The 19,147-nt window shown below is 68.1% G+C and carries 17 protein-coding genes and 4 pseudogenes; 8 read left to right on the forward strand and 13 right to left on the reverse strand.

What is annotated here, in order from left to right; translation table 11 throughout:
- Positions 1–966 precede the first annotated feature (966 nt).
- The 5 genes from EF387_RS44705 to EF387_RS44730 all read right to left on the reverse strand — a co-directional run bounded on the left by EF387_RS44705 (position 967) and on the right by EF387_RS44730 (position 4,633).
- Complete coding sequence (locus EF387_RS44705) at positions 967–1,725, reverse strand: hypothetical protein (protein ID WP_128382327.1); 759 nt, start codon at positions 1,723–1,725, stop codon at positions 967–969.
- Between the two features lie 228 nt (positions 1,726–1,953).
- Positions 1,954–2,295, reverse strand: coding sequence for a PadR family transcriptional regulator (locus EF387_RS44710; protein WP_128382328.1), 342 nt, complete (start codon positions 2,293–2,295; stop codon positions 1,954–1,956).
- 237 nt (positions 2,296–2,532) lie between these two features.
- The gene (locus EF387_RS44715) at positions 2,533–2,904 is read right to left on the reverse strand and encodes a transposase family protein (RefSeq protein ID WP_238432062.1); all 372 of its coding nucleotides are present in this window, start codon (positions 2,902–2,904) and stop codon (positions 2,533–2,535) included.
- A gap of 1,041 nt (positions 2,905–3,945) precedes the next feature.
- Positions 3,946–4,095 (reverse strand): hypothetical protein, encoded by a 150-nt coding sequence (locus tag EF387_RS46955; protein WP_238432063.1) that lies wholly within the window; start codon positions 4,093–4,095, stop codon positions 3,946–3,948.
- Between the two features lie 217 nt (positions 4,096–4,312).
- Positions 4,313–4,633 (reverse strand): hypothetical protein, encoded by a 321-nt coding sequence (locus EF387_RS44730; protein WP_128382330.1) that lies wholly within the window; start codon positions 4,631–4,633, stop codon positions 4,313–4,315.
- A 1,139-nt stretch (positions 4,634–5,772) separates the two neighbouring features.
- Between EF387_RS44730 and EF387_RS49195 the strand changes: the two genes are divergently transcribed.
- Positions 5,773–6,006 (forward strand): hypothetical protein, encoded by a 234-nt coding sequence (locus EF387_RS49195; RefSeq protein WP_238432064.1) that lies wholly within the window; start codon positions 5,773–5,775, stop codon positions 6,004–6,006.
- Positions 6,007–6,080: 74 nt separating this feature from the next.
- Positions 6,081–6,851: a transposase gene (locus EF387_RS44735; RefSeq protein WP_238432065.1), complete on the forward strand. Its 771-nt coding sequence runs from the start codon at positions 6,081–6,083 to the stop codon at positions 6,849–6,851.
- 27 nt (positions 6,852–6,878) lie between these two features.
- Here the strand turns inward: EF387_RS44735 and EF387_RS44740 are convergent.
- The 5 genes and pseudogenes from EF387_RS44740 to EF387_RS44760 all read right to left on the reverse strand — a co-directional run.
- A pseudogene (locus EF387_RS44740) lies at positions 6,879–7,037 on the reverse strand (transposase); the annotation flags it as partial.
- A 39-nt stretch (positions 7,038–7,076) separates the two neighbouring features.
- Positions 7,077–7,286, reverse strand: coding sequence for a hypothetical protein (locus tag EF387_RS44745; protein WP_128382331.1), 210 nt, complete (start codon positions 7,284–7,286; stop codon positions 7,077–7,079).
- Between the two features lie 252 nt (positions 7,287–7,538).
- Positions 7,539–7,973, reverse strand: coding sequence for an SgcJ/EcaC family oxidoreductase (locus EF387_RS44750; protein ID WP_128382332.1), 435 nt, complete (start codon positions 7,971–7,973; stop codon positions 7,539–7,541).
- 4 nt (positions 7,974–7,977) lie between these two features.
- Entirely contained in the window at positions 7,978–8,943 is a 966-nt protein-coding gene (locus EF387_RS44755) for a helix-turn-helix domain-containing protein (RefSeq protein ID WP_202918582.1), read from the reverse strand.
- Between the two features lie 346 nt (positions 8,944–9,289).
- Positions 9,290–9,727 carry a winged helix-turn-helix transcriptional regulator gene (locus EF387_RS44760; RefSeq protein WP_128382334.1) on the reverse strand — a complete coding sequence of 146 codons (438 nt, stop codon included), beginning with the start codon at positions 9,725–9,727 and terminating at the stop codon, positions 9,290–9,292.
- 61 nt (positions 9,728–9,788) lie between these two features.
- On the opposite strand from EF387_RS44760, the gene EF387_RS44765 reads away from it, so the two are divergent.
- From EF387_RS44765 to EF387_RS44785, 5 genes and pseudogenes are all read left to right on the forward strand, one after another.
- Positions 9,789–10,649: an alpha/beta fold hydrolase gene (locus EF387_RS44765; RefSeq protein ID WP_128382339.1), complete on the forward strand. Its 861-nt coding sequence runs from the start codon at positions 9,789–9,791 to the stop codon at positions 10,647–10,649.
- 147 nt (positions 10,650–10,796) lie between these two features.
- Positions 10,797–10,969 (forward strand): annotated as a pseudogene (locus EF387_RS50420) (YciI family protein); the annotation flags it as partial.
- A 159-nt stretch (positions 10,970–11,128) separates the two neighbouring features.
- The gene (locus EF387_RS44770) at positions 11,129–11,332 is read left to right on the forward strand and encodes a hypothetical protein (protein WP_128382335.1); all 204 of its coding nucleotides are present in this window, start codon (positions 11,129–11,131) and stop codon (positions 11,330–11,332) included.
- Between the two features lie 57 nt (positions 11,333–11,389).
- Positions 11,390–11,722: pseudogene (locus EF387_RS44775) on the forward strand (transposase family protein); the annotation flags it as partial.
- Positions 11,723–12,474: 752 nt separating this feature from the next.
- Positions 12,475–13,574 (forward strand): annotated as a pseudogene (locus EF387_RS44785) (IS110 family RNA-guided transposase).
- Between the two features lie 95 nt (positions 13,575–13,669).
- On the opposite strand, the gene EF387_RS44790 reads toward EF387_RS44785, so the two are convergent.
- From EF387_RS44790 to EF387_RS44800, 3 genes are all read right to left on the reverse strand, one after another.
- Complete coding sequence (locus EF387_RS44790) at positions 13,670–15,406, reverse strand: 3-hydroxyacyl-CoA dehydrogenase family protein (protein ID WP_128382336.1); 1,737 nt, start codon at positions 15,404–15,406, stop codon at positions 13,670–13,672.
- Entirely contained in the window at positions 15,403–16,758 is a 1,356-nt protein-coding gene (gene ccrA / locus EF387_RS44795; protein WP_128382337.1) for a crotonyl-CoA carboxylase/reductase, read from the reverse strand. Before ccrA ends, EF387_RS44790 begins: the two co-directional genes overlap by 4 nt.
- 331 nt (positions 16,759–17,089) lie before the next feature.
- Positions 17,090–17,575, reverse strand: a complete 486-nt coding sequence (locus tag EF387_RS44800) for a GNAT family N-acetyltransferase (protein WP_128382338.1) — start codon at positions 17,573–17,575, stop codon at positions 17,090–17,092.
- Positions 17,576–18,282: 707 nt separating this feature from the next.
- Here EF387_RS44800 and EF387_RS44810 point away from each other — a divergent pair.
- A partial coding sequence (locus tag EF387_RS44810) for a beta-ketoacyl synthase N-terminal-like domain-containing protein (RefSeq protein ID WP_202918583.1) occupies positions 18,283–19,147 on the forward strand: 865 nt, incomplete at its 3' end.

Below are 19,147 nucleotides of genomic sequence, written 5' to 3' on the forward strand. Positions count from 1 at the left end.
CCGTGCTGCAGGCGTCAGCCCGCCCCCATCCGCATATCTCACGCACCACGGACTACCGGCAACACCGCACCCACATCAGGAAGTTCAGCAAACATCACCCTAACGAGCCGAGATCAGTAACGGCGGGGTGTGAAGCGGAGCGTTCAAGCCCAAGAGCGTCCTGGCCATCGGGGCGCAACAGGTGAGGGGAAGGCTGGACGGGCGAACGCAAGTGAACCCCTGATGATGCCTCATGACGCGAAGACCGCGTCGATGGCGTGTTGGCGGCGGTCACAGGACCTGATGCTGGAAGGCACCAAGCGACCTTCGGGTAACTGAGCCCGGAGGGAGGACACCGCTGGTCCCGGGGTAGAGGGGGCGCCCCACCCCAGTCGCGTCTTACTGAGATGTGTGCATCGTGAAGTTGCAGGTCGCGGGGCTGGTGTGAGGGATCGGAGAGATACTCGCACTGGTCGTCGGCCGGTGTCCACGCCGAAGATCGTCCGACCTGTCGGCGGGAGCCGTTCTCGGTTCTGCTGCGTTCGCAGTCGCCGGTGTAGCTCCTACGATCCGCGACCGGGGTCGGTGCGCCGGGAAGCATCGAGAGGGTGCGGGGATGCAGGAGGTGGAACGGATCACGGTTCGCCGGAGTGAATGGGTGCGCCGACGTGGGCGACCGCGCTGGTGAGGGCTCTGCTGGTCCTGACGAACGGTGAAGGCGCCCGCCGACCGCCGATCTTGACCAGAGTCATACGCCCGCGACCAGCTTGATCATCCTCAACCCTGCGCACACCAGCGCCGCAACCTGCAACTTTCACGATGCGCGCAGATCAATAGTGTCTGCCTCGGCCATCGCCCTGATCGTGTCGACCAGACTTGCACCATCCCCGCGACGCGCCCACAAGCGGGCCGGGACACGCTTGCTTCCATGAGCCGAGCCGATACCCGAGAAGCCGCCCCCACTCGCGCTTTATGGCCGTCGCGCGGTCACCCGCGCTGAGCCTGGGTCCCTTTACGGTGTGTCCACAGCCGACGGCTTATCCACCACAGATCGCTGCACAGAAGCAGCACTGCCAGAGCGTACAGCCCCCAGGCCCGGCCCTCGTCGATATTGGTGGCCAGCCAATACACCGGCAGCGTCAGCAGCACCCACCCGTAGGTGCTCTCCCGCAACCACCACGGCGTATGCCGTGACTCGTGCTCGGCCAGCCGCAGTGCGTAGTCCTCGACCGGGCCGAACTCCTCCTGCGGTGTGCGGCCAGTGTCGGCCAGGTGTACGGCTGCTTCCGCGGTCAGCTCGCGCGCCCGCTCCGGGACCAGGTCATGTCGGCCTTCCAGCAGCCCGGAGAGGTCCCGCAGCCACTGGTCGGATTCCTGCCGGGAGTCCTGACCGGCGTCCTGACCGGAACGCTGCGGCCGGGGGCTGTCGTCGCGGTTCCATCCCCAAACGATCAGAACGATCCCGACCAGCGTGAGCGCCGGTGCGGGCACCGGGAACAGCTCGTGGCGCGGAAGCCCTTGGAACGCCACTGCGCCCAACACGATGCCGAGCGCAATGCCGCCGATCGCCCACAGCGCGGCCCGCGGCTTGCCGTCCGTCCGCAGGAAGCGGATCACCTGTATGCCCACCAGGGTGCACATCAGGAGCGCTGTGCCGCACAGTCCGGCCCAGTTCACCGGCAGCATCAGGCCCGTATCGATCCAGCCCCATCCGGAGAGCACCGTCCCCATGAGTCCGACAGACATCAGCGCCGCGGATACGTAAACGTTGTCGGGAGCCGCCGGACCGCGTTCCGCGACGACAGTCCCGGCGAATTCCCCCGGCGAGCCGAAAGCCTCTTTCGGGCTCCTCGCCGCTCTCCGCGTAGTGCTGCGTCACCTCGTCCAGCCTCGCGTCGGCGAGTTTCTCGCCGATCCCGCGCACGGCCAGCTCCAGCCGCACCCGTGCCTGCCACGTCTCCAGGGATTCTTTCGTCATTCCTGACCCTTTCCAGTCTGGTCGAGGAGGCGGCCCATCGCCGCGGTGAACTCGTGCCAGCGCACGGTGTCTTCACCCAGCCTGGCGCGGCCGGAGCCGGTGAGCCGGTAGACCTTGCGCCCCGGCCCGCCTTCTCCGGCCTCCCAGTGCGACTCGACCAGCCCCGCACCCTCCATCCGCCCGAGCACCGGGTACAGCGCGCCGCCACGGAGACCGCCGAGCCCGCACTGCTCGATGCGCTGAGCGAGTGCGTAGCCGTGTCGGTCGGACTCGGCCAGTGCCGCAGCCACCGCGAGTTCCAGCGCCCCGCGCAGCCAGCTCGTCGCCGCGTCCGCCACTGAACACACCCCCGAGTAGATTCAAATCATCACTATTCTGATTTTAGACTAGTGGGATCCTGAGGTGGGTGCCGTCAACGCGCCCGCGGAAAGACGGGTTCGCCGCGGGCGGAACCGGAGGCAAGGGAACGGGAATGGAACGACTGCCGTCGGCACCCCGCCCTGTATGTGTTCAACCGCCCGACGTCGGGCGGCACGGGCAGGTCCGGGGCGGTAGTCCAGCGACAAGATCATCCGTCAGCGGGTGACTTCCTGGTTTGTCAGCACGAGCAGGGCTCGCACCAGCGCGGTCGCCCACTTCGGATCGGTGCGGACCTTGCCGAGGACGCGCCAGTTCTTGAGATGGGCGAAGCCATGCTCGACCGGGGCCCGCACCGCGGCCAGTGCCTTGTTGGACAGTTTCTGATCGCGGGTCAGGGGCCGGTTTTGGGCCGCCTTGTAGCCGCAGATCACTGCCGGGTCGGCCCAAGTCGGCGATTGCGCCGAGCCGGCGGCCCGCAGGTGGGCGGTGAGTTTGTGGTGTCGGCAGGCGGTGATCTCGGATGTGCGTCCGGGCCGCACCGCGGAGATCCATACCAGTCGGCCGCGGTCGTCGGTGAGCGCGATCACGAGCAGGCCGTGGCATGTGTGCTTGCCGGAGTGTGCGCCGTGAGGCGCTCGTTGTTCGAGTGGCGGTGACAGGACGCCACCGCCGTCCTGTCGCAGCAGGGCGGTTGAAGCTGGGGGCAGCCTGAACCGGGAGGTGCCGGGGACGGCGGGAAGCAGCCCCGACAACGCCGGGAGGTGCCAGTACTGCCAGATGGCGCGGGTCCGGCAAGCGAGACGGAGAGGAGTACGCGAGGAAACCGCGTCTACGCCTCCTTTTGGCACGCCAGCTCGAACCTGGTGGATGAGGGCTGGATGCGGTGCGTCCCTGCTGGATATTCGGCTGGCGGGGAACTTTCCGGGTGGTCTATTTCGGTCGCGCGGGGAGGCCACGGTGAAGTGCTGCGGGGTAGCCGTGGCGAGGCCGCGGGGGCATAGCCGGGCTCCTACTCCGACGATCGAACAGCGAGCGAACATGGGAACCGTCCCGGCTCCGCCCGCCTGCCGCGCATCCAGCTCGGGCGGAGGGCTGGGTCCAGCTCGGCCGATCGGACCGGGACGGGGCGGAGCCGCCGTAGTACTCCGAGCCGGGGAGAGCCCGGCACATGGGGAAGGGCGGCAGTGGTTTCGAGAAGGGAAGGAGGCTGCAATGCCGAAAGACGCACCGCTGAACGGTGGTGCTCCCGAGGGCCCGTTGAGGCCTCACCAGCGGGTATCGGGGATACAGACCAAGCTTCACCGTTGGGCGGCGGCTGACCATGGCCGCAGGTTCGACGATCTGTTCAACCTCGTATCAGCACGAGCACCCCATCGAGACAGCACGCCAGCCCCGCTGACCAGCCGTATCAGGATGACGGGCCTCATTGAGATTCCCTTCCCTTGGTGGGTGGGCGTCAGTCGACGCCGTAGTCGAAGACGTCGTCGGTGTAGTCGTCGAGGATCTCGCCGACGGCCTCGCGTAGCCGCTGGGCGAATCTCGTCAGCGACCTCCGGGCTGCACACGATCTGCAGCCGATGTTGCGGAAGCCGGGGTCGTCGCCGGCCGGGACAGGTTCGGCGTGTCCGTCATTGCCAGTCCAGCTGCTTCTCCCAGTCGAGTAAGTCGGAGGCTTCCACCTGGTGCTGGTATTCGTCCGAGGCCTTGCGGTTCGCCTCGCGTTCCGCATTGTTCTTCGGGTTCGGGAACGGGTTGAGCCGTAGCACGGTAGTTGTCACCATCGGTCTCCACTGACCTGCGGCTTCGACTGGGCGAAGCACGATGATTGTCACCAGGGCGGCGCGCCGTCTGTCACCAGCAGCGCGCAAAGGAGGATCGGTGTCCCTCGCTCCGGCGCTCCGCCAGTCGTCTGAGCTGCCCAGCAGCCTCGGCGGATGGAGCTGTGGCTGTGTCAGAAGCCGTGCGCCCGGCCGTGACAGAAGCCGCTTCAACCGGTCACAGACCGGGGACATCCCTGACCCTCTTGAGCACCGAGCTGACCGCGTCCACCACGGCGTTGTGCCGCCTGGCGTGCGCCGCCCGGTCCGCCGGCACCAGCCGCGCGGCGGCCTGCACGGCGTAGGCGTCCGGATCACCGAAGACGGTCTGCGGGTGCTTTCCCGTATCCGCGCAATGCGCCGTGACATCCTTGACCGCCTGGAGCACGACTGCCCGGTCCACGCCCGGCTGCATGGCCAGCCGTACTTGGAAACGCGCCATCCACTTTTCGCGGTCCTTCTCCCTTGCCGCGTCCGTCGTCTGGTCCTTCTTCGCCACGTGCTCTCCCGGGTGATCGGCAGCCGTCCGTCATGGAGTTGGACGCCGAGGCATCGATGTGGGTTGCGGAAGCGAGAAAATTTCAGATGACTGCATGGGGCCGCACCAGCTCTACCGACCGGTCCACTACCTCGCTCCATCTGAGACACCCCAGGTCCGGGTCCGGGCTCTGCCTCACCTTCGGCGGACGGGTCAGTTTGGCTGGTCATTTTCCAGGGAGGGGGTGGGAGGGAGGTGCTGGTAAGCCGCTCGGCCTCGGCCCACAGGCGTGTGCCGACGTCGGGGTCGAGGGCGCGGCGGGTGAGCCGAGCGGTGGTGGTCGGGCCGACCAACCCCAGGCGGCTGGGGCCGTCGTAGGCGCCTGCCGTGGCATCGGGGCTGGTCGCCGCGTGGAGCAGTGGCTCGGTGCCGGGTTCGACACCCTGTGAGGGCGTGATCTTCCACATGATTCGCTGTTTCATACTCGGTTTGCCACCGAGAGCGGGGCCTGCCTTCGTGAGGTTGGTTCGGGTGTATCCCGGGTGCGCCGCGGTGCTCATGAGATTCCAGCCACGCTCGGCGGCGACTGCGGCCAGCCGCACGGTCAGGATGAGGTCGGCGAGCTTGGACTGGGCGTACGAACCGTAGGGGGTGTAGCCGCGGTGCTCCCATTGGAGGTCGTCGAAGTCGATACGGCCGAAGTTGGCCGCGCCACCAAGCTGAAGGCAACCACCCCCAAGCCATACCCGGCGCCACTGGATCCTCCGGACTGTACGACAGCCCATCCGACCCATCAACAACGTAGGACCACCCCCAGGTCATCGGTTCGACAGGGGGGAACAGTCATGCCGGGCCCGGAGGCCAGCGGCCCTCTTGCAGGACCGCGGAAAAGATAACTGTGAGAGTTCTTCTGCGGCCCGGGATGGGTTGCTGCCAGGCTCGGCACTCGTGATCCGGCATGACTCGCAAGATAACTGGCGTCTCGTCAGAGGCTGCCGTTCCCCCGAGATGTCTGCCGGACGCGGGCGTCGGCCCGGCCCACCCGTTGGCTTGATCAGCAGCTTGTCCGCCTTCTGGCGTGACTCATCACAGTTCCGCCACGTGGTGACTCCACCCAGGCCGACGCCGTTACGGTCGTCCGCCCGGAGGAGAACAACCGCATGACCATGCTCGCAGAACAAGTCGATGGCGTCATCGGCGTCGACACCCACCGCGACACCCTCGCCGCAGCCGCCATCAGCCCCATCGGCGCCGTCCTGGCCAGCACCAATTCCCCGGCCAACGCCCGCGGCTATCGGCGCCTGCTGGACTTCGCCCGCCAGCAGGTTCCCGGCCGCCGCTGCTGGGCCTGGAAGGCATCGGCAGTTACGGCGCCGGCCTCGCGGTCTTCCTGAACCAGGCTGGCGAGCAGGTCGTTGAGGTCTGCCGCCCAAAACGAGCGGCCAACCGCGGAGGCCGCAAGACCGACATGCTTGACGCCATCCGGGCCACCAAGGAGGCCCTGGCCACCGAGCATCTGATCCACCCCCGCCTCCGCGGCGAACGCGAGGCACTGCGGGTGCTGCTTGCGACCCGTCACGGAGCAGTCCTCGCCTCCACCGCTGCGATCAACCAGCTCAAGGCCCTGGTCTCTGCGCCGGACGAGCTCCGCGCCGAGCTGCGGAAGCTCGGGCGCCCCGCCCAGATTGCCCACTGCGCTCAGTTCCGCGACCGTCCGGCCCAGGACCTCGAGCACCGGATGCCGGTGCGAGCCATGCGGTCCACGGCGCAGCGCATCCAGGCTCTGCAGGCCGAGGCCAGGGAACTTGAGAACGAGATCCTTGCCCTGGTACGGCAGCAGGCCCCCGAGCTTCTCGGCTTGCGCGGAGTCGGACCGATCACCGCCGCCCAGATCTTGGTCAGCTGGTCTCACCAGGGACGGTTCCGCTCGGAAGCCGCGTTCGCCGCCTTCGCTGGTGTTTCGCCGATTCCTGCCTCGTCCGGGCTGACCAACCGGCACCGTCTCAACCGCGGCGGCGACCGGCAGCTCAACCGGGCCATGCACACGATCACCTTGATCCGGATGCGACTCGACTCTTCCACGAAGACGTACGTCGCACGCAAGATCGCCGAAGGGAAGACCTCCCGTGACGCCCAGCGATGCCTCAAGCGGGTGATCTGCCGCCAGATCTTCAAGATCCTTGAGCGCGACGACCGGAAGCAACTCGGCAACGTCGAAGAACTCGCTGAAGCGGCTTGACACGACATAGCAGCCTCGGGGGCACTCCAGGCCGCGGGTGCGTGAGGATGCAGGAACTTCGTCCAGATGGGCTTCGGCTCCCTGTCGCCGATCATCAGCCCGAGGATCTCGTGGTGACCAGTAGCGGAGATCCCGGTGGCGATGACCACGGCCTGGGGAGACGATCCGGTGGTTCACCCTGGCCTTGCGAAGGGGACCTGTCTTGGCTTCCAGTCCACGAGATAATCAGCCTGCCTGGGTCTCGCCCGCCTCCAGTTCCTCCGGGGAGAGGGTGCGGCCGTGGGAGATGGACATCGTGCTCACGAGCACGGGGGCTGGGCCGATCGCATCGAAGGCGCACAGGTAGCAGCCGAACCCGTTCGCGGAGTAGTGCGTATCCGTGCCCGTCCGGCTCTGAGGTGAGGAGGCCCTGCCCACCGCAGGCAGAGCAATCACCGCCCGAAGTCTTCAGAACGCCAACACCGTCCTTCTTGAACTCGATTGCCGAGGCGAACCTTTCCTCCTTACGAGGTTGTGGTGCCTTCAGGGCACGCTCCTTGACCTCGGGAGGAAGACCCAAAAATCGGTCCTCGAACGCATGCCTGCTCCTGGCCGCAGGCGACCAGGAGCAGGCCGCGGGTGTCAGTCGCGATGTGCCGTTTGCGGCCCGGCACCTATCACGGTCACATCCCGTGCACAGTGGATTCCCTATCCGGTGGCCATGGACTCCAGGGCTGCCATGGTCTCCAGAGAAAGCAGGCGCGCGTTCTCCAGGGCCACGACCGCCCAGCGGTCGTTCCGCCACACCGTGACGAAAAGCTGCATGGAGAACCGTGTCGGCGGCGGCTCCTCCTCGCCCGGCATGAGGATGCCGACGCGGCTGTGGACCACGCCGACGCCCGGGCTCACGATCCGGGCGAACGCCACCTCCCCCCGCACCAGTTGGGAACCTTTCATCACCGTGCCGAGGAGCCCCTCGTGCGCCGCGATCATCTCAGCGCGGCTCCGGTAGATGGTTCCCTCCAGCTCCGCGAACAGGGCGTCCTCGGCGAAGTCGGCGAAGAAACCGGCGACGTCCCCGCGGTTCCAAGCCTCGTACATCCGGCCCGGAATGGCGCTCATCGCCTCGACTGACGGTTCCATGCGATCACCTTTCTATGACGTGTACGCCACCATCCTCGCCGGGCCGGGCGGCGGGCACCTTGACTGTCCGTGCACGGCTGCTGGACGTCAGTGCCGCCGCGTTGTAGCCGTACGTCGCCTTGAAGAGCCTGCTGAAATGCGCCGGATCGGCGAACCCCCAGCGCGCGGCTACAGCTGCGACCGTCCGGTCGCTTCGCGCCAGGTCGGCGCGGCACCGCTCCAGGCGGCGCTGGCGGATGAGGGCCGCGACGGTCAGCGGCTGGTCTTGGAAAAGCTTGTGGAGCCGGCGTACGGAGGTGTGGTGGGCCGCGGCGATGCTGGCCGGGGTGAGATCCCGGTGGGACAGCCGCGCCTCGATGTAGCCGAGAATGCGGTCGCGCAACGCCTCGTCGGGGCCCGGGCGCGCGTCGCCCAGCTGGGCCTCGAGTGCCACCGAGATCAGCTCGATCACCGCGGCCGCCGACCGGTCCGCCTCGCCGGCGCGGAACCCGGTCAGCGAGCGGGCCATGTCCCGCGCCAGCGAGGACACCAGCGCCCCCGGGCCGCGGTCGCCTTTGATGCGTACGCCGGCCAGGCGGGCGGCGTCGCCGGGGCGGAGCCGCAGCTCCCGCCGGGGCACCAGCATGGTCACGTGCGTGGAGGCGGTGCTGGCGAACCGGACCGGCCGCGCCGGGTCGATGAGGACCAGGTCGGCCGGCCCGAGATCGGCGGTGCCGCGGCCCTGCTCGACGCGCGCTAATCCCCGCGTCACCAGGTCGATCTGCCACAGCTCCTCGTCGTCGGCGCGGGCGCAACGAGCGTCCCGGAAGCACTCGCCCTCGGGCGTGACCAGTTCGATCAGCTTGAGGGGCCCGAGGTCGCGTGCGACGATGCCGGCCCGGAATTCCTCGCTGTCGTGCCGCCCGCTGAGCACAGGCGCCAGCCCGCTGGCCACGAGCGTCTGCTGGAAGGTTTCGATGTCGGTGAACACGGATTTAACAATAGGCCGGTCGGTGATCGCCCAGGTTGGCTACTTGCCCCTGAAGAAGTCGGGGCTTGCTCTGGGGTGACCTGGGCGAAGGCTGGTGCGGGCTTTTCGGTGCCGCCGCCGTGGTGGTGGGTCGAGGCGGCCGGGGTGGTGGTGATGTCGCGTGTGTCCGGGCCACAGGACAGCGTGTGTCCGGGCCACAGGACAGGTGGTAGGAGGTGCTGCCGGAGCAGGCAGGCGCGGCATCTGCCCCCCGGTGAGGTTCCCGTCACAGCCTCCGCCACGACGAGACCGCCGGTGAGGTCGAGGTCGGCTCGCATCCCCGTGTCGAGCAGCGCCCCTGCGGCTGTCAGCCGTGGCCGTCCGAGCGGTCGTCGGCGTCGAACATGGAGCAGTTGTGCTGAATCACGGGCATGTACTGCTCAGCCCACGCTCGCAGACTTTGCAGCGGCGCGACGAGCGTCGTGCCCAGGCTGGTCAGCCGGTAGTACACCCGTGGAGGCTTGCTCGCCTCGACACGACGACCGACAAGCCCATCTCGTTCCAGTGCCCTGAGTGTCTGCGCCAGCATCTTCTGCGACACACCGGTCATTTCGCGCTTCAGCTCGGTGAACCGCAGCTCGCCCTCGGCGGCGGCAAGCGACAGCACCGCCATGGTCGACCATCGCGTCCCAACCCGGTCGAGCAGGTGCCTCGTCGGGCACAGAGGATCGAACAGGTTCCCCTGCCGCGAGGCAGTTACCACGACGTCACCTGGTGCCGGGAAAGTGCCTTCTTCCCCGTTCATCGGGGGTCTCCTATGGTTACCACGTTCCCAAGCGTAACCAAGGAGAGCCCCTGTGCGCCAGATGACTCTGTCTCCTCACCTTCCCGGCGCGACGGTGCACCGGGTATCGATCGACGGGGTCGAACTCGTCGTGGAGACTCTCGGGCAGGGGCCGGCCGCGCTGCTGCTGCACGGCTTCCCGCACACCCGCGCGATCTGGCGCGATGTCGCACCCCGGCTGGCCGCGGCAGGTTTCCGGGCCATCGCGCCGGACCTGCACGGGCTGGGCGACAGCACACCCGCCGTCCGCGGCTATCAGGCATCCGCGATCGCCACGGACCTGCTCCGAATGTTGGACGTCCTCGGTGACCGCGAGGCACACGTCGTCGGCACCGATCTAGGTGTCACGCCGGCATTCGCCCTGGCAGTATCGTCGCCCGAGCGCGTGACTAGCCTGACCCTGTCCGAAGGGCTGATCGGACTTCTGCCCGGCGCCGAGGCCTTCCTGGGGCAGGGGCCGCCGTGGTGGTTCGGCTTCCACCAGGCGCCCGGTGGGCTGGCCGAGGACGTCCTGGAGAACTCGGCGGAGCGCTACGTCCGCTTCTTCCTCTCCGCCGGCAGTCGCCGAGGTGTGCCGGCAGACCTCACACGGGTGATCGTCGAGGCCTATCGGGGCAAAACAAGTCTCGGCAACGCCTTCGACCACTACCGCGCGATGCCGGCCACCGCGGAATGGATCGGAAGCTGGGCGCAGGGCCAGCGACTGACGACGCCGACCCTCGCCATCGGCGGTGGCGTGATCGGCGCGGCCACCGCCCGCCAGCTCGAACCGATCACCGGCTGCCTCGACCAGCACCTGCTTGAAGACTGCGGTCACATCACCCCGATCGACCAGCCGGACGCCTTCGCCGACCTTCTCATCGAGCACGCCAGGGCCGTCTGAGCTCACACCGTCAAGACCCGTCCGGAACAAAGGCGACCGAACCCACAGCACGGGGCCGAGGCGGACTTCGTCGTGAACCGCACCGCCTTCGAACGCCGCGTGCGTGACCACCTCGGCGACGCATCCGCGGCAGAACAGCGACGCACTCGCGACGAACTGGTCGCGTACGGACCGCTGCTGTCCGATGGCACCAACTGGCTGGGTACGGCGGTGCTGGTCCGTGCCGCGCGGATCCGGACATGGCTCGCGCGGTTCTGGCTGCCGGCCGGTACGCCGACATCGAAGTCCACGACTGGCAGCTCGGCGGGCGGCCGTCATGACCGGTTCCGCACACCCGTGGTCATCCGATCGCTGGATGCGGCTTGGCTATCCGGTGGGCCGAGTTTCAGCCGCTGACCTTCGATCCGGTTGATGTATGCGCGGTGCCGGTGCTGGGACGGTGTGCGTGCCCGGTGAACCGGAGCCGGAAGGAATCGCGGATGAGTCGATCGGAGCGCAACCAGATCAGTCGTCGTGTGCTGCTCGCCAGTGCGGGTGCCGCGGCAGGCGCCACGTTGACAGCCGGAGCACTCGTGCAGGCGGGCGCCGAGCCGGCGTTCGGACCGGTGAAGATCCGGCCGGGCGATCCGCGATACGACGGCCCGGCACGTGGGACGGCCGGGGCCTTGCCCCCGGGAGTGTAAATCTAACGGCCCTGTCTCACATTCGGTGGTGACGGAGCGTCGTGATAGGTCGTTGACATTCGTGTGAGGGAGGTTAATGAGTTTGTGCAGACGGTCTTCTCGGGCCTGTCCCCGCTGGTCATCGAGGACGTGGCCGACGAGGGTGAGCGGATCGTGGTGCGGGCACGGACTCCGCTGAACACCGCGGTCTGCCTGGTGTACGGGGCCTCCTCGGAACGCGTGCACGGCTATCACTGGCGGACCGTCGCGGACGTGCCGGTCGATGAGCGACGGGTGGTGGTCCGTGTGCGGGTGCGGCGTCTGGTGTGCCCCACCCGCGGCTGCCGACATACCTTCCGCGAGCAGGTGCCCGGAGTGCTGGACCGATACCAGCGGCGTACGACCCGCCTAATGGGACTTGCCGGGTCGGTGAGACTCGGTGTCGTAGCCGCCAGCAGGTGAGCACTCCAGCCGCCGGAAGCACTCGACTTCTGTGGTCAGACCGTGCCCCTGCTGGTCGGCCGGGAGGCCAGACCGCTGATGGGGTGGCGTGCCCGCCAGGCAGTGGGGCGTGAGCACTGGATCCATTAGGCCGCGCGCCGCCTTCCTGCGGGCTGCAAGGAGCGAAGTACCTGATGAGGAGGACGAGTCAGGGTTGATTCTGCGGGCGAGCTCTTGGAAGGACAGATCCGAGCGGGTGTGCAGGTGCCAGGACCGCACCTCCCGCCCCATCTTCTTCAGGGCGTCCTTGCTGACCGCCGGGTCGAACGACAGGAACAGGTTCCCGTGCCGGCTCCGGTTCTTCCTGGCGCGGAACGTATACCCAAGGAAGGTGAACGACGTGTGCTCGTGAGAGCCGCGGCGGTGGCCGTCCTTGCAGTAGATGATCCGGGTCTTGTCCGGGTGCAGGGCGCCTCGTGGCTCACCCACCCGATACGACTGTGAGGATGTCGGTGCCGTCTCGGCGGTGGCCTGACCCGCGATACGACTGACTATCTTGTCCTGAGTCTTGATCTGTCGGCCACTGTTCGGGACGGCACTTGCTGCCGCCAGGCCGGCGGGTGTGTCCCGATAGGGGCCTTCGCGACAGGCCCCGTCACAGTCCTGACCACCCTGCCAGCCCGGCGACGGCCACCAAGCTCCGGTTCGATGGCAGGAGACCGATGACCAGTGCCAGCATGGCCCAGCCGATCCGTTTTCACCATGACTGCCGTCGTGAGGTCGTCCTAGGTGTCGACACCCATAAGGACGCCCACGTGGCAGCCGTGGTCTCGACCACGGGCAAGCTGATCGACTCCCGGAGCTTTCCCGCCACCGCCGATGGCTACCAACAACTGCCGGACTGGGCCCGTTCATCAGGCCTGGTAAGCCGCGCTGGAGTCGAATGCACCGGCTCCTACGGGGCTGCGCTGAGCCGCTTTCTGCGCACCAACGAGCTGACCGTCATCGAGGTGAACCAGCCGGACAAGGCAACACGCCGCCGTCGCGGCAAGACCGACACCATCGACGCCGAGGCAGCAGCGCATGCCGTGCTGTCCGGCCGAGCCACCGCGACGGCCAAGCTCGCTGACGGTCCCGTTGAAGCTCTCCGGCTCTTCAAAATGGCCAAGGTCTCCGCGGTCAAAGCCCGCACCCAGGCCATCAACCAGCTCAGGGCGGTACTCGTGACGGCCAGTCCGGAGCTGCGAGAGTCTCTGGACGGGCTGACCATTCCCAAACTGGTTCGAGCCTGCACGACACTGCACAGGTCTACGGCCAGCACGGCCACGGCGGCCGCGGTCTTCACCCTGCGGCTGCTCGCCCGTCGAGTCGAGGAACTCGATGATGAGATCGCCGCTCTCAAACAGCAGATCACCGACGTGATCAGGCAGCACATTCCGCAACTGCTTGACTGCTACGGCGTGGGTCCAGACACCGCCGCGGCGCTACTCATCGCCACAGGCGACAATCCTGAACGACTCCACAGCGAGGCTTCGTTTGCTTCGCTCTGCGGGGTGAGCCCAGTCGAAGCCTCCTCGGGCAAGACACAGCGCAGAAGGCTCAATCGAGGCGGCGACCGTCAGGCCAACTCGGCTCTCTACACGATCGTCCTTGCCCACTCCGCTGGGAGACACGCAGCCGCAGCTACGTCGAGCGACGCATCGCCGAAGGCAAGACCCGACGCGAAGCCATCCGCTGCCTGAAACGCTACGTCGCCCGAGAGCTCTACACGATCATCATTCGAGCCCATGCTCGGCCCCGCGGCCAGGCGCTGGCAGCTTGACATCCATAGGGGCATCAAGACCGCCACCTCATGTGAAGCAGCGGTCCCTCTCGCCTCGTACCTGCTCTGGGCAAGATCCGTTTGAAAGACGGACCCTACAGCGCGGAGTTCCGACGGCGGCCCGCAGTGCGGAAACCCGCACCGTTCTTGCGGCCCAGAGCACCGGCTGCGACGAGAGCCTCCAGGAGCGGGGCAGGCCTGTGCTCCGGGCGGGCGAGCTGGTCGAACAGGCGGTGTTGGATGGCCAGCGACACGTCCAGACCGATGGTGTCCAGCAGGGCGAACGGCCCCATGGGAAAGCCGTAGCCGTTCTGGATGGCCTCGTCCGTGGCCTCGATGTCGATGCCGGGCCGTTCCAGCAGGTTGACCGCGGCACCCAGGTAGGGGAAGAGCAGGCAGTTCACGATGAAGCCGGCACGGTCCGGACAGGTGACCGTAGTCTTCCCCAGGCCGGTGGCAAAGGCACGGGCGCGGTCGAACACGGCGTCGGAGGTGCTGTCAGTGCGGACGAGTTCGACCAGGCGCAGGACAGGGGCAGGGTTGAAGAAGTGCATGCCGACCATGTCGGCGTGCCTGCCAGCGGCTTCACCGCAGGCGGTCACCGACAGGCTGGACGTGGTGGTCGCCAGGATGGCATCCGGTCCGGCGATGGTGCCGAGCTGGGCGAACAGGCCGCGTTTGACGTCGAGGTCCTCGACCACCGCCTCGATGATGAGGTCGCAGTCGGCAGCTGCCCGCAGGGTCGTGGCGTCGGTGAGCAGCGGCAGGGCCGCGGCCTTCTGCTGCGCGGTGATCCTGCCGCGGCGGACGGCGCGGGTCAGCGACTCGAAGATGGCAGCGAGGGCGGTCTCGGCCTTCTCCCGACTGCGGGTCACCAGGACGGTGGGGTGACCCGCGGTCGCGGTGACCTCCGCGATGCCGCGGGCCATGGCGCCCGAGCCCACGACGGCCACGGTGCGCACCGGGCGGGGCACGGAGGCGGGCGGGTCCGCGTCCGCGCTCCCGTCCCGGGCAGCGGTGCCTTCGTCGTCGTAGGTGTAGAAGCCCTCGCCGGATTTGCAGCCCAGACGGCCAGAGCCGATCATGCGGGTCAGCAGGGGAGCCGGGGAGAACGCGGCGTCGCCCGTCTGCCGGTGCAGTCCCGTCAGGATGCCGTGGACCGTGTCCAGACCGATGCTGTCCAGCAGTTGCAGTGGCCCAGTCGGCAGACCGCAGCCGAGCCGCATCGCCGTGTCGATGTCGTCACGTGTGGAGTGGCCGTCCGCGAGAAAGGCCACAGACCGGTTCAGATACGCCATCACAAGCGCGGTGGCGTCCGCCGCCGGTCCGGCGCCGATCGTGACCCGTGTCAGACCCAGTTCATCGATCAGGCCGTCGACGGCAGCCGCCATGGACGGGGAGGTCAGGGCAGTCGACACAGGTTCGACCGTGCCGCCGGAACGGGGTGGGACGAGAAAACGCAGTCCGGCGACCGACTCCGGCCGGCCGGACGCGATGGCGAGGTGCGGCACCGACAGGGCGGAGGTCGTCGTGACCATCGGCGCCCGGCAGATCCCGCCGACGCGGCGCAGCAGTTCCGTCTTGGTTGCCAGATCGTCGGGGGCCGCCTCGACCACCACGGTGGCGTCCGCGAGCGCCGCCACGTCGTCCGTGAAGACGGGCTCCGCGGCGAAGCTGCCCGACTTGAGGCGGTTGCCGACCCGTGCGAGCGCGTCGAGATCGGTGTCGACGGCCACGATCCGATGGCCGGCCCGGTGGGCCAGGCGCAGCAGCGCCTCGCCGACTGTGCCGAGGCCGACGATCCCGATGACGGCGTGCGGATGCGTTGTCACAGCTTGCCTCGGCTCTCCTGCTCACGGAAGCGGTTGATGGCGTCGATATGCCTGGCGCGCAGTTCGTGATCCCGCACGCCGAGCCCCTCCTGCGGAGCCAGGCACAGCACGCCGACCTTGCCCTGGTGGGCATTGGCGTGCACCTCGTACGTCGCTTGCCCGGCCTGCTCCAGCGAGTACACCTTGGACAGCGTCGGGTGGATCCTGCCCTTGGCGATGAGGCGGTTGGCCTCCCACGCCTCGCGGTAGTTGGCGAAGTGCGAGCCGATGATCCGCTTCAGCGACATCCACAGATAGCGGTTGTCGAACTCGTGCAGGTAGCCGGAGGTTGAGGCACAGGTGACGATCGTGCCGCCCTTCCTCGTGACGAAAACCGACGCGCCGAAGGTCTCCCGGCCGGGGTGCTCGAAGACGATGTCGGCATCCTCACCACCGGTCAACTCCCGGATGTGCGCGCCGAACCGCTTCCACTCCTTCGGGTCCTGGGTGCGCTCGTCCTTCCAGAACCGGAAGCTCTCGGCATCACGGTCGATGACGGCCTCCGCGCCCATGGAGCGGCAGATCTCCGCCTTCTGCGCAGAGGAGACAACACAGATCGGGTTCGCGCCTCCGGCGAGCGCCAGCTGCGTGGCGTACGAGCCGAGGCCACCGCTGGCTCCCCAGATCAGCACGTTGTCGCCCTGCTTCATCTGCGCGCCGTTTCGCGAGACCAGCTGCCGGTACGCCGTGGAGTTCACCAGACCGGGCGAGGCGGCCTCCTCCCAGGTCAGATGCTCCGGCTTGGGCATCAGCTGATTGGATTTCACCAGCGCCAGCTCGGCGAGTCCGCCGAAGTTCGTCTCGAAACCCCAGATGCGCTGCTCGGGGTCCAGCATCGTGTCGTCGTGTCCGTCTGCGGACTCCAGCTCCACCGACAGGCAGTGCGCCACCACCCGGTCACCCGGGCGCCACCGGTTCACGCCGGGCCCGGTACGCAGCACCACACCCGCCAAGTCGGAGCCCAGCACGTGGTACGGCAGGTCATGACGCCTGGTCTGCTCGCTGAGCCGACCGTAACGCTCCAGGAAGCGGAAGGTGGGCAGGGGCTCGAAGATCGACGACCACACGGTGTTGTAGTTGATCGCACTCGCCATCACGGCGACCAGGGCCTCGCCCGGCCCGGGCTCCGGCGTGGGAACCTCCTGCACATGCAGGGACTTGCGGGGATCCTTGTCCCTGGAGGGCAGGCCCTCGAACATGGAGGTGTCCTCCCGGCGCACCACGTTGCCCCGGTAGCACTCCGGCAGGCGCAGAGCCATGAAATCCCGTGATGTGGCCTTCTCCGAGAGGAGGGCGCTGACGATCTCATCCATATGCCATCCCGCGACGAGTGAGCGAATCGAGCCGATGCCGGTCGAACGGCCGTGAACCCAGGAGCCAAGGCCCAGGCCAGCGTAGGAACGCCCATTGCCGCCGGGACCCCCATTCGGGCGGGGCCCACCCCTGTTCTTCACACGGGGCGATTAGGGGAGGTCGCGGCTACTGTCCGTAGCCATCCTGGAGATCCGTCGAACGAACGGCTCCATTCGTGCACACGCTCCCGGACGGCTCCCTCTGGCTGCGGAACGTCCGCCTTGCGGCCGACCCCCCGGTAGGCCTGGTGTGTCCGACCCCACGCGGGCGGATCCGGGCCAGTCGGCGGGCCTACGTCAGCGGGACTGGCCAGTGCAGCACCGCGTTGATCTTTCCGGGGTATGCAGCTGGTCGGACGAAATGCAGTACTGGTTCTCCGCTGTCGAGCAGGCGGGTGCGTCCGCTGGGAGTGAAGCCGGCACGTCGGTACAGGTGTTGTGCCCGGTCGTTGCTCTCGCCGGTCCATACGTGGAGGTGTGTGTACCCCTGCTTGTTGGCGTGCCCTGAGATGCCTTCGAGAAGGAGCAGGCCCATACGTCGTCCCCAGTGGTCGGGGTGGATGAAAACCATGGAGATGTGGCAGAGCTCTTCCAGTCGCGATCCGTGGCCGTCCTGGCGTCGTCCCGGTTCGGCCAGAGCCATGCCGAGCACCTCATCGTCGACCGAGGCCACCAGGACGAGGGCATCGGGTTCGACAAGCTTGTCCTTTACCCGGGCGATGCGCTGCTCGGTCGGCGGTCGTCCGCGTGCAGTATTGGCTTGGCGCCAGATGTCCACCGAGGCGGCGAGGTCCTCGCCGCGTGCGAGGCGTGCCGTGACGGGGGGCGCCGAGACAGCGGCCGCAGGAAGAGTCGAGGGCTTCCTCGGGGGTTCCGGCCGGGTGACCGGTCGGCAGGATGGTGTCCTCGTAGCGTCCGGTGCTGTCTGTGGGGAGGGCGAAGCCCCACCGGTCGGGGTCGCCGGTGTCGCGCAAGCGGCACAGCGGGAGTTCGTCGCCGTTGTCGAGCAACGCGTCGAGGTAGGCGAATCCGGCTCGGTGGTGAACGGTGAGCTCGGTGATGCGCGGCCAGCGCCAGGCCCGCTCGGCAAGGCGTTGCCGTAGTTCTTGGGCCTTCACGGTGTTCTCGGTCGCCATGGCTCCCATCATGGCGGGGGCCGCTCGGCCGGGGCACCCGGCCGAGCGGTCGAGATCTGTGAGGCAGTGGCTGATCTCGGGTGGGGGCAATGGCGCCGGCGAGTCCCTTCGTGATCGTTTTGAAAGGCCGGTGAGCTGCCCGGCTGGAGGAGGCGACCGCATCCCGGACGGCACCGGCGGGCCCTGTCCCACGGGTCGTCGATGCCCCGGCGGCCCTCGCCGCACCGTCCTCGCGGCAGATCCGCCCGCGTAGTTAGGGGGCGTGGCCCGCCGATAAGGGGGCTGGCCCCGCCCGGGCGTGCCTAGGGTCCGAGCCGATGTGTGCGACCGGCCGAGCGGCGAGGTAACCGTGACCAACGAGAAGCAGCTTGTCGACTACCTCAAGCGGATGACGAGCGACCTCCGGAGCGCCCACCGCCGGATCCGGCAGTTGGAGGACGCACGGTCCGAGCCGGTCGCGATCGTCGGGATGGCCTGCCGCTACCCGGGCGGGGTCAGCACTCCGGAAGAGCTCTGGCAGCTCGTGCGCGACGGCCGCGACGCGGTGTCGGCCATGCCGGACGACCGGGGCTGGGACGTCACCGGCCGGCATGCCCCCGGTTCCGACCGACGCGGCACCTTCGCCACGGCGGAGGGCGCGTTCCTCGACGACCCGGCCGGGTTCGACCCGGGATTCTTCGGGCTGTCGCCGCGGGAAGCCCTCGCGATGGACCCGCAGCACCGCCTGCTGCTGGAAGTGAGCTGGGAGGCCGTGGAGAACGCGGGCCTGCCGACCGACTCCCTCAAGGGCAGCCGCACCGGCGTCTACGCCGGTCTGATGTACCACGACTACGCCGCCGATCCCACCGCCGTCCCCGACGAGCTGGAGGGCTACCTCAGCACGGGTGTCGCGGGCAGTGTGCTGTCGGGTCGGGTGGCGTATGTGCTGGGTCTGGAGGGTCCGGCGGTGACGGTGGACACGGCGTGTTCGTCGTCGCTGGTGGCGTTGCATCTGGCTGCTCAGGCGTTGCGTGCGGGTGAGTGCGACATGGCGCTGGCCGGCGGTGTGACGGTGATGTCGACGCCGGGTGTGTTCGTGGAGATGTCCCGTCAGGGTGGTCTGTCGGCTGATGGGCGGTGCCGGTCGTATGCGGAGGGTGCGGACGGTACGGGGTGGGGTGAGGGTGTTGGTGTGCTGGTGGTGGAGCGGTTGTCGGACGCCCGTCGGCTGGGTC

Origin of the sequence: Streptomyces cavernae (genome assembly GCF_004023625.1) — a bacterium.
Lineage (GTDB): Bacteria > Actinomycetota > Actinomycetes > Streptomycetales > Streptomycetaceae > Streptomyces > Streptomyces cavernae.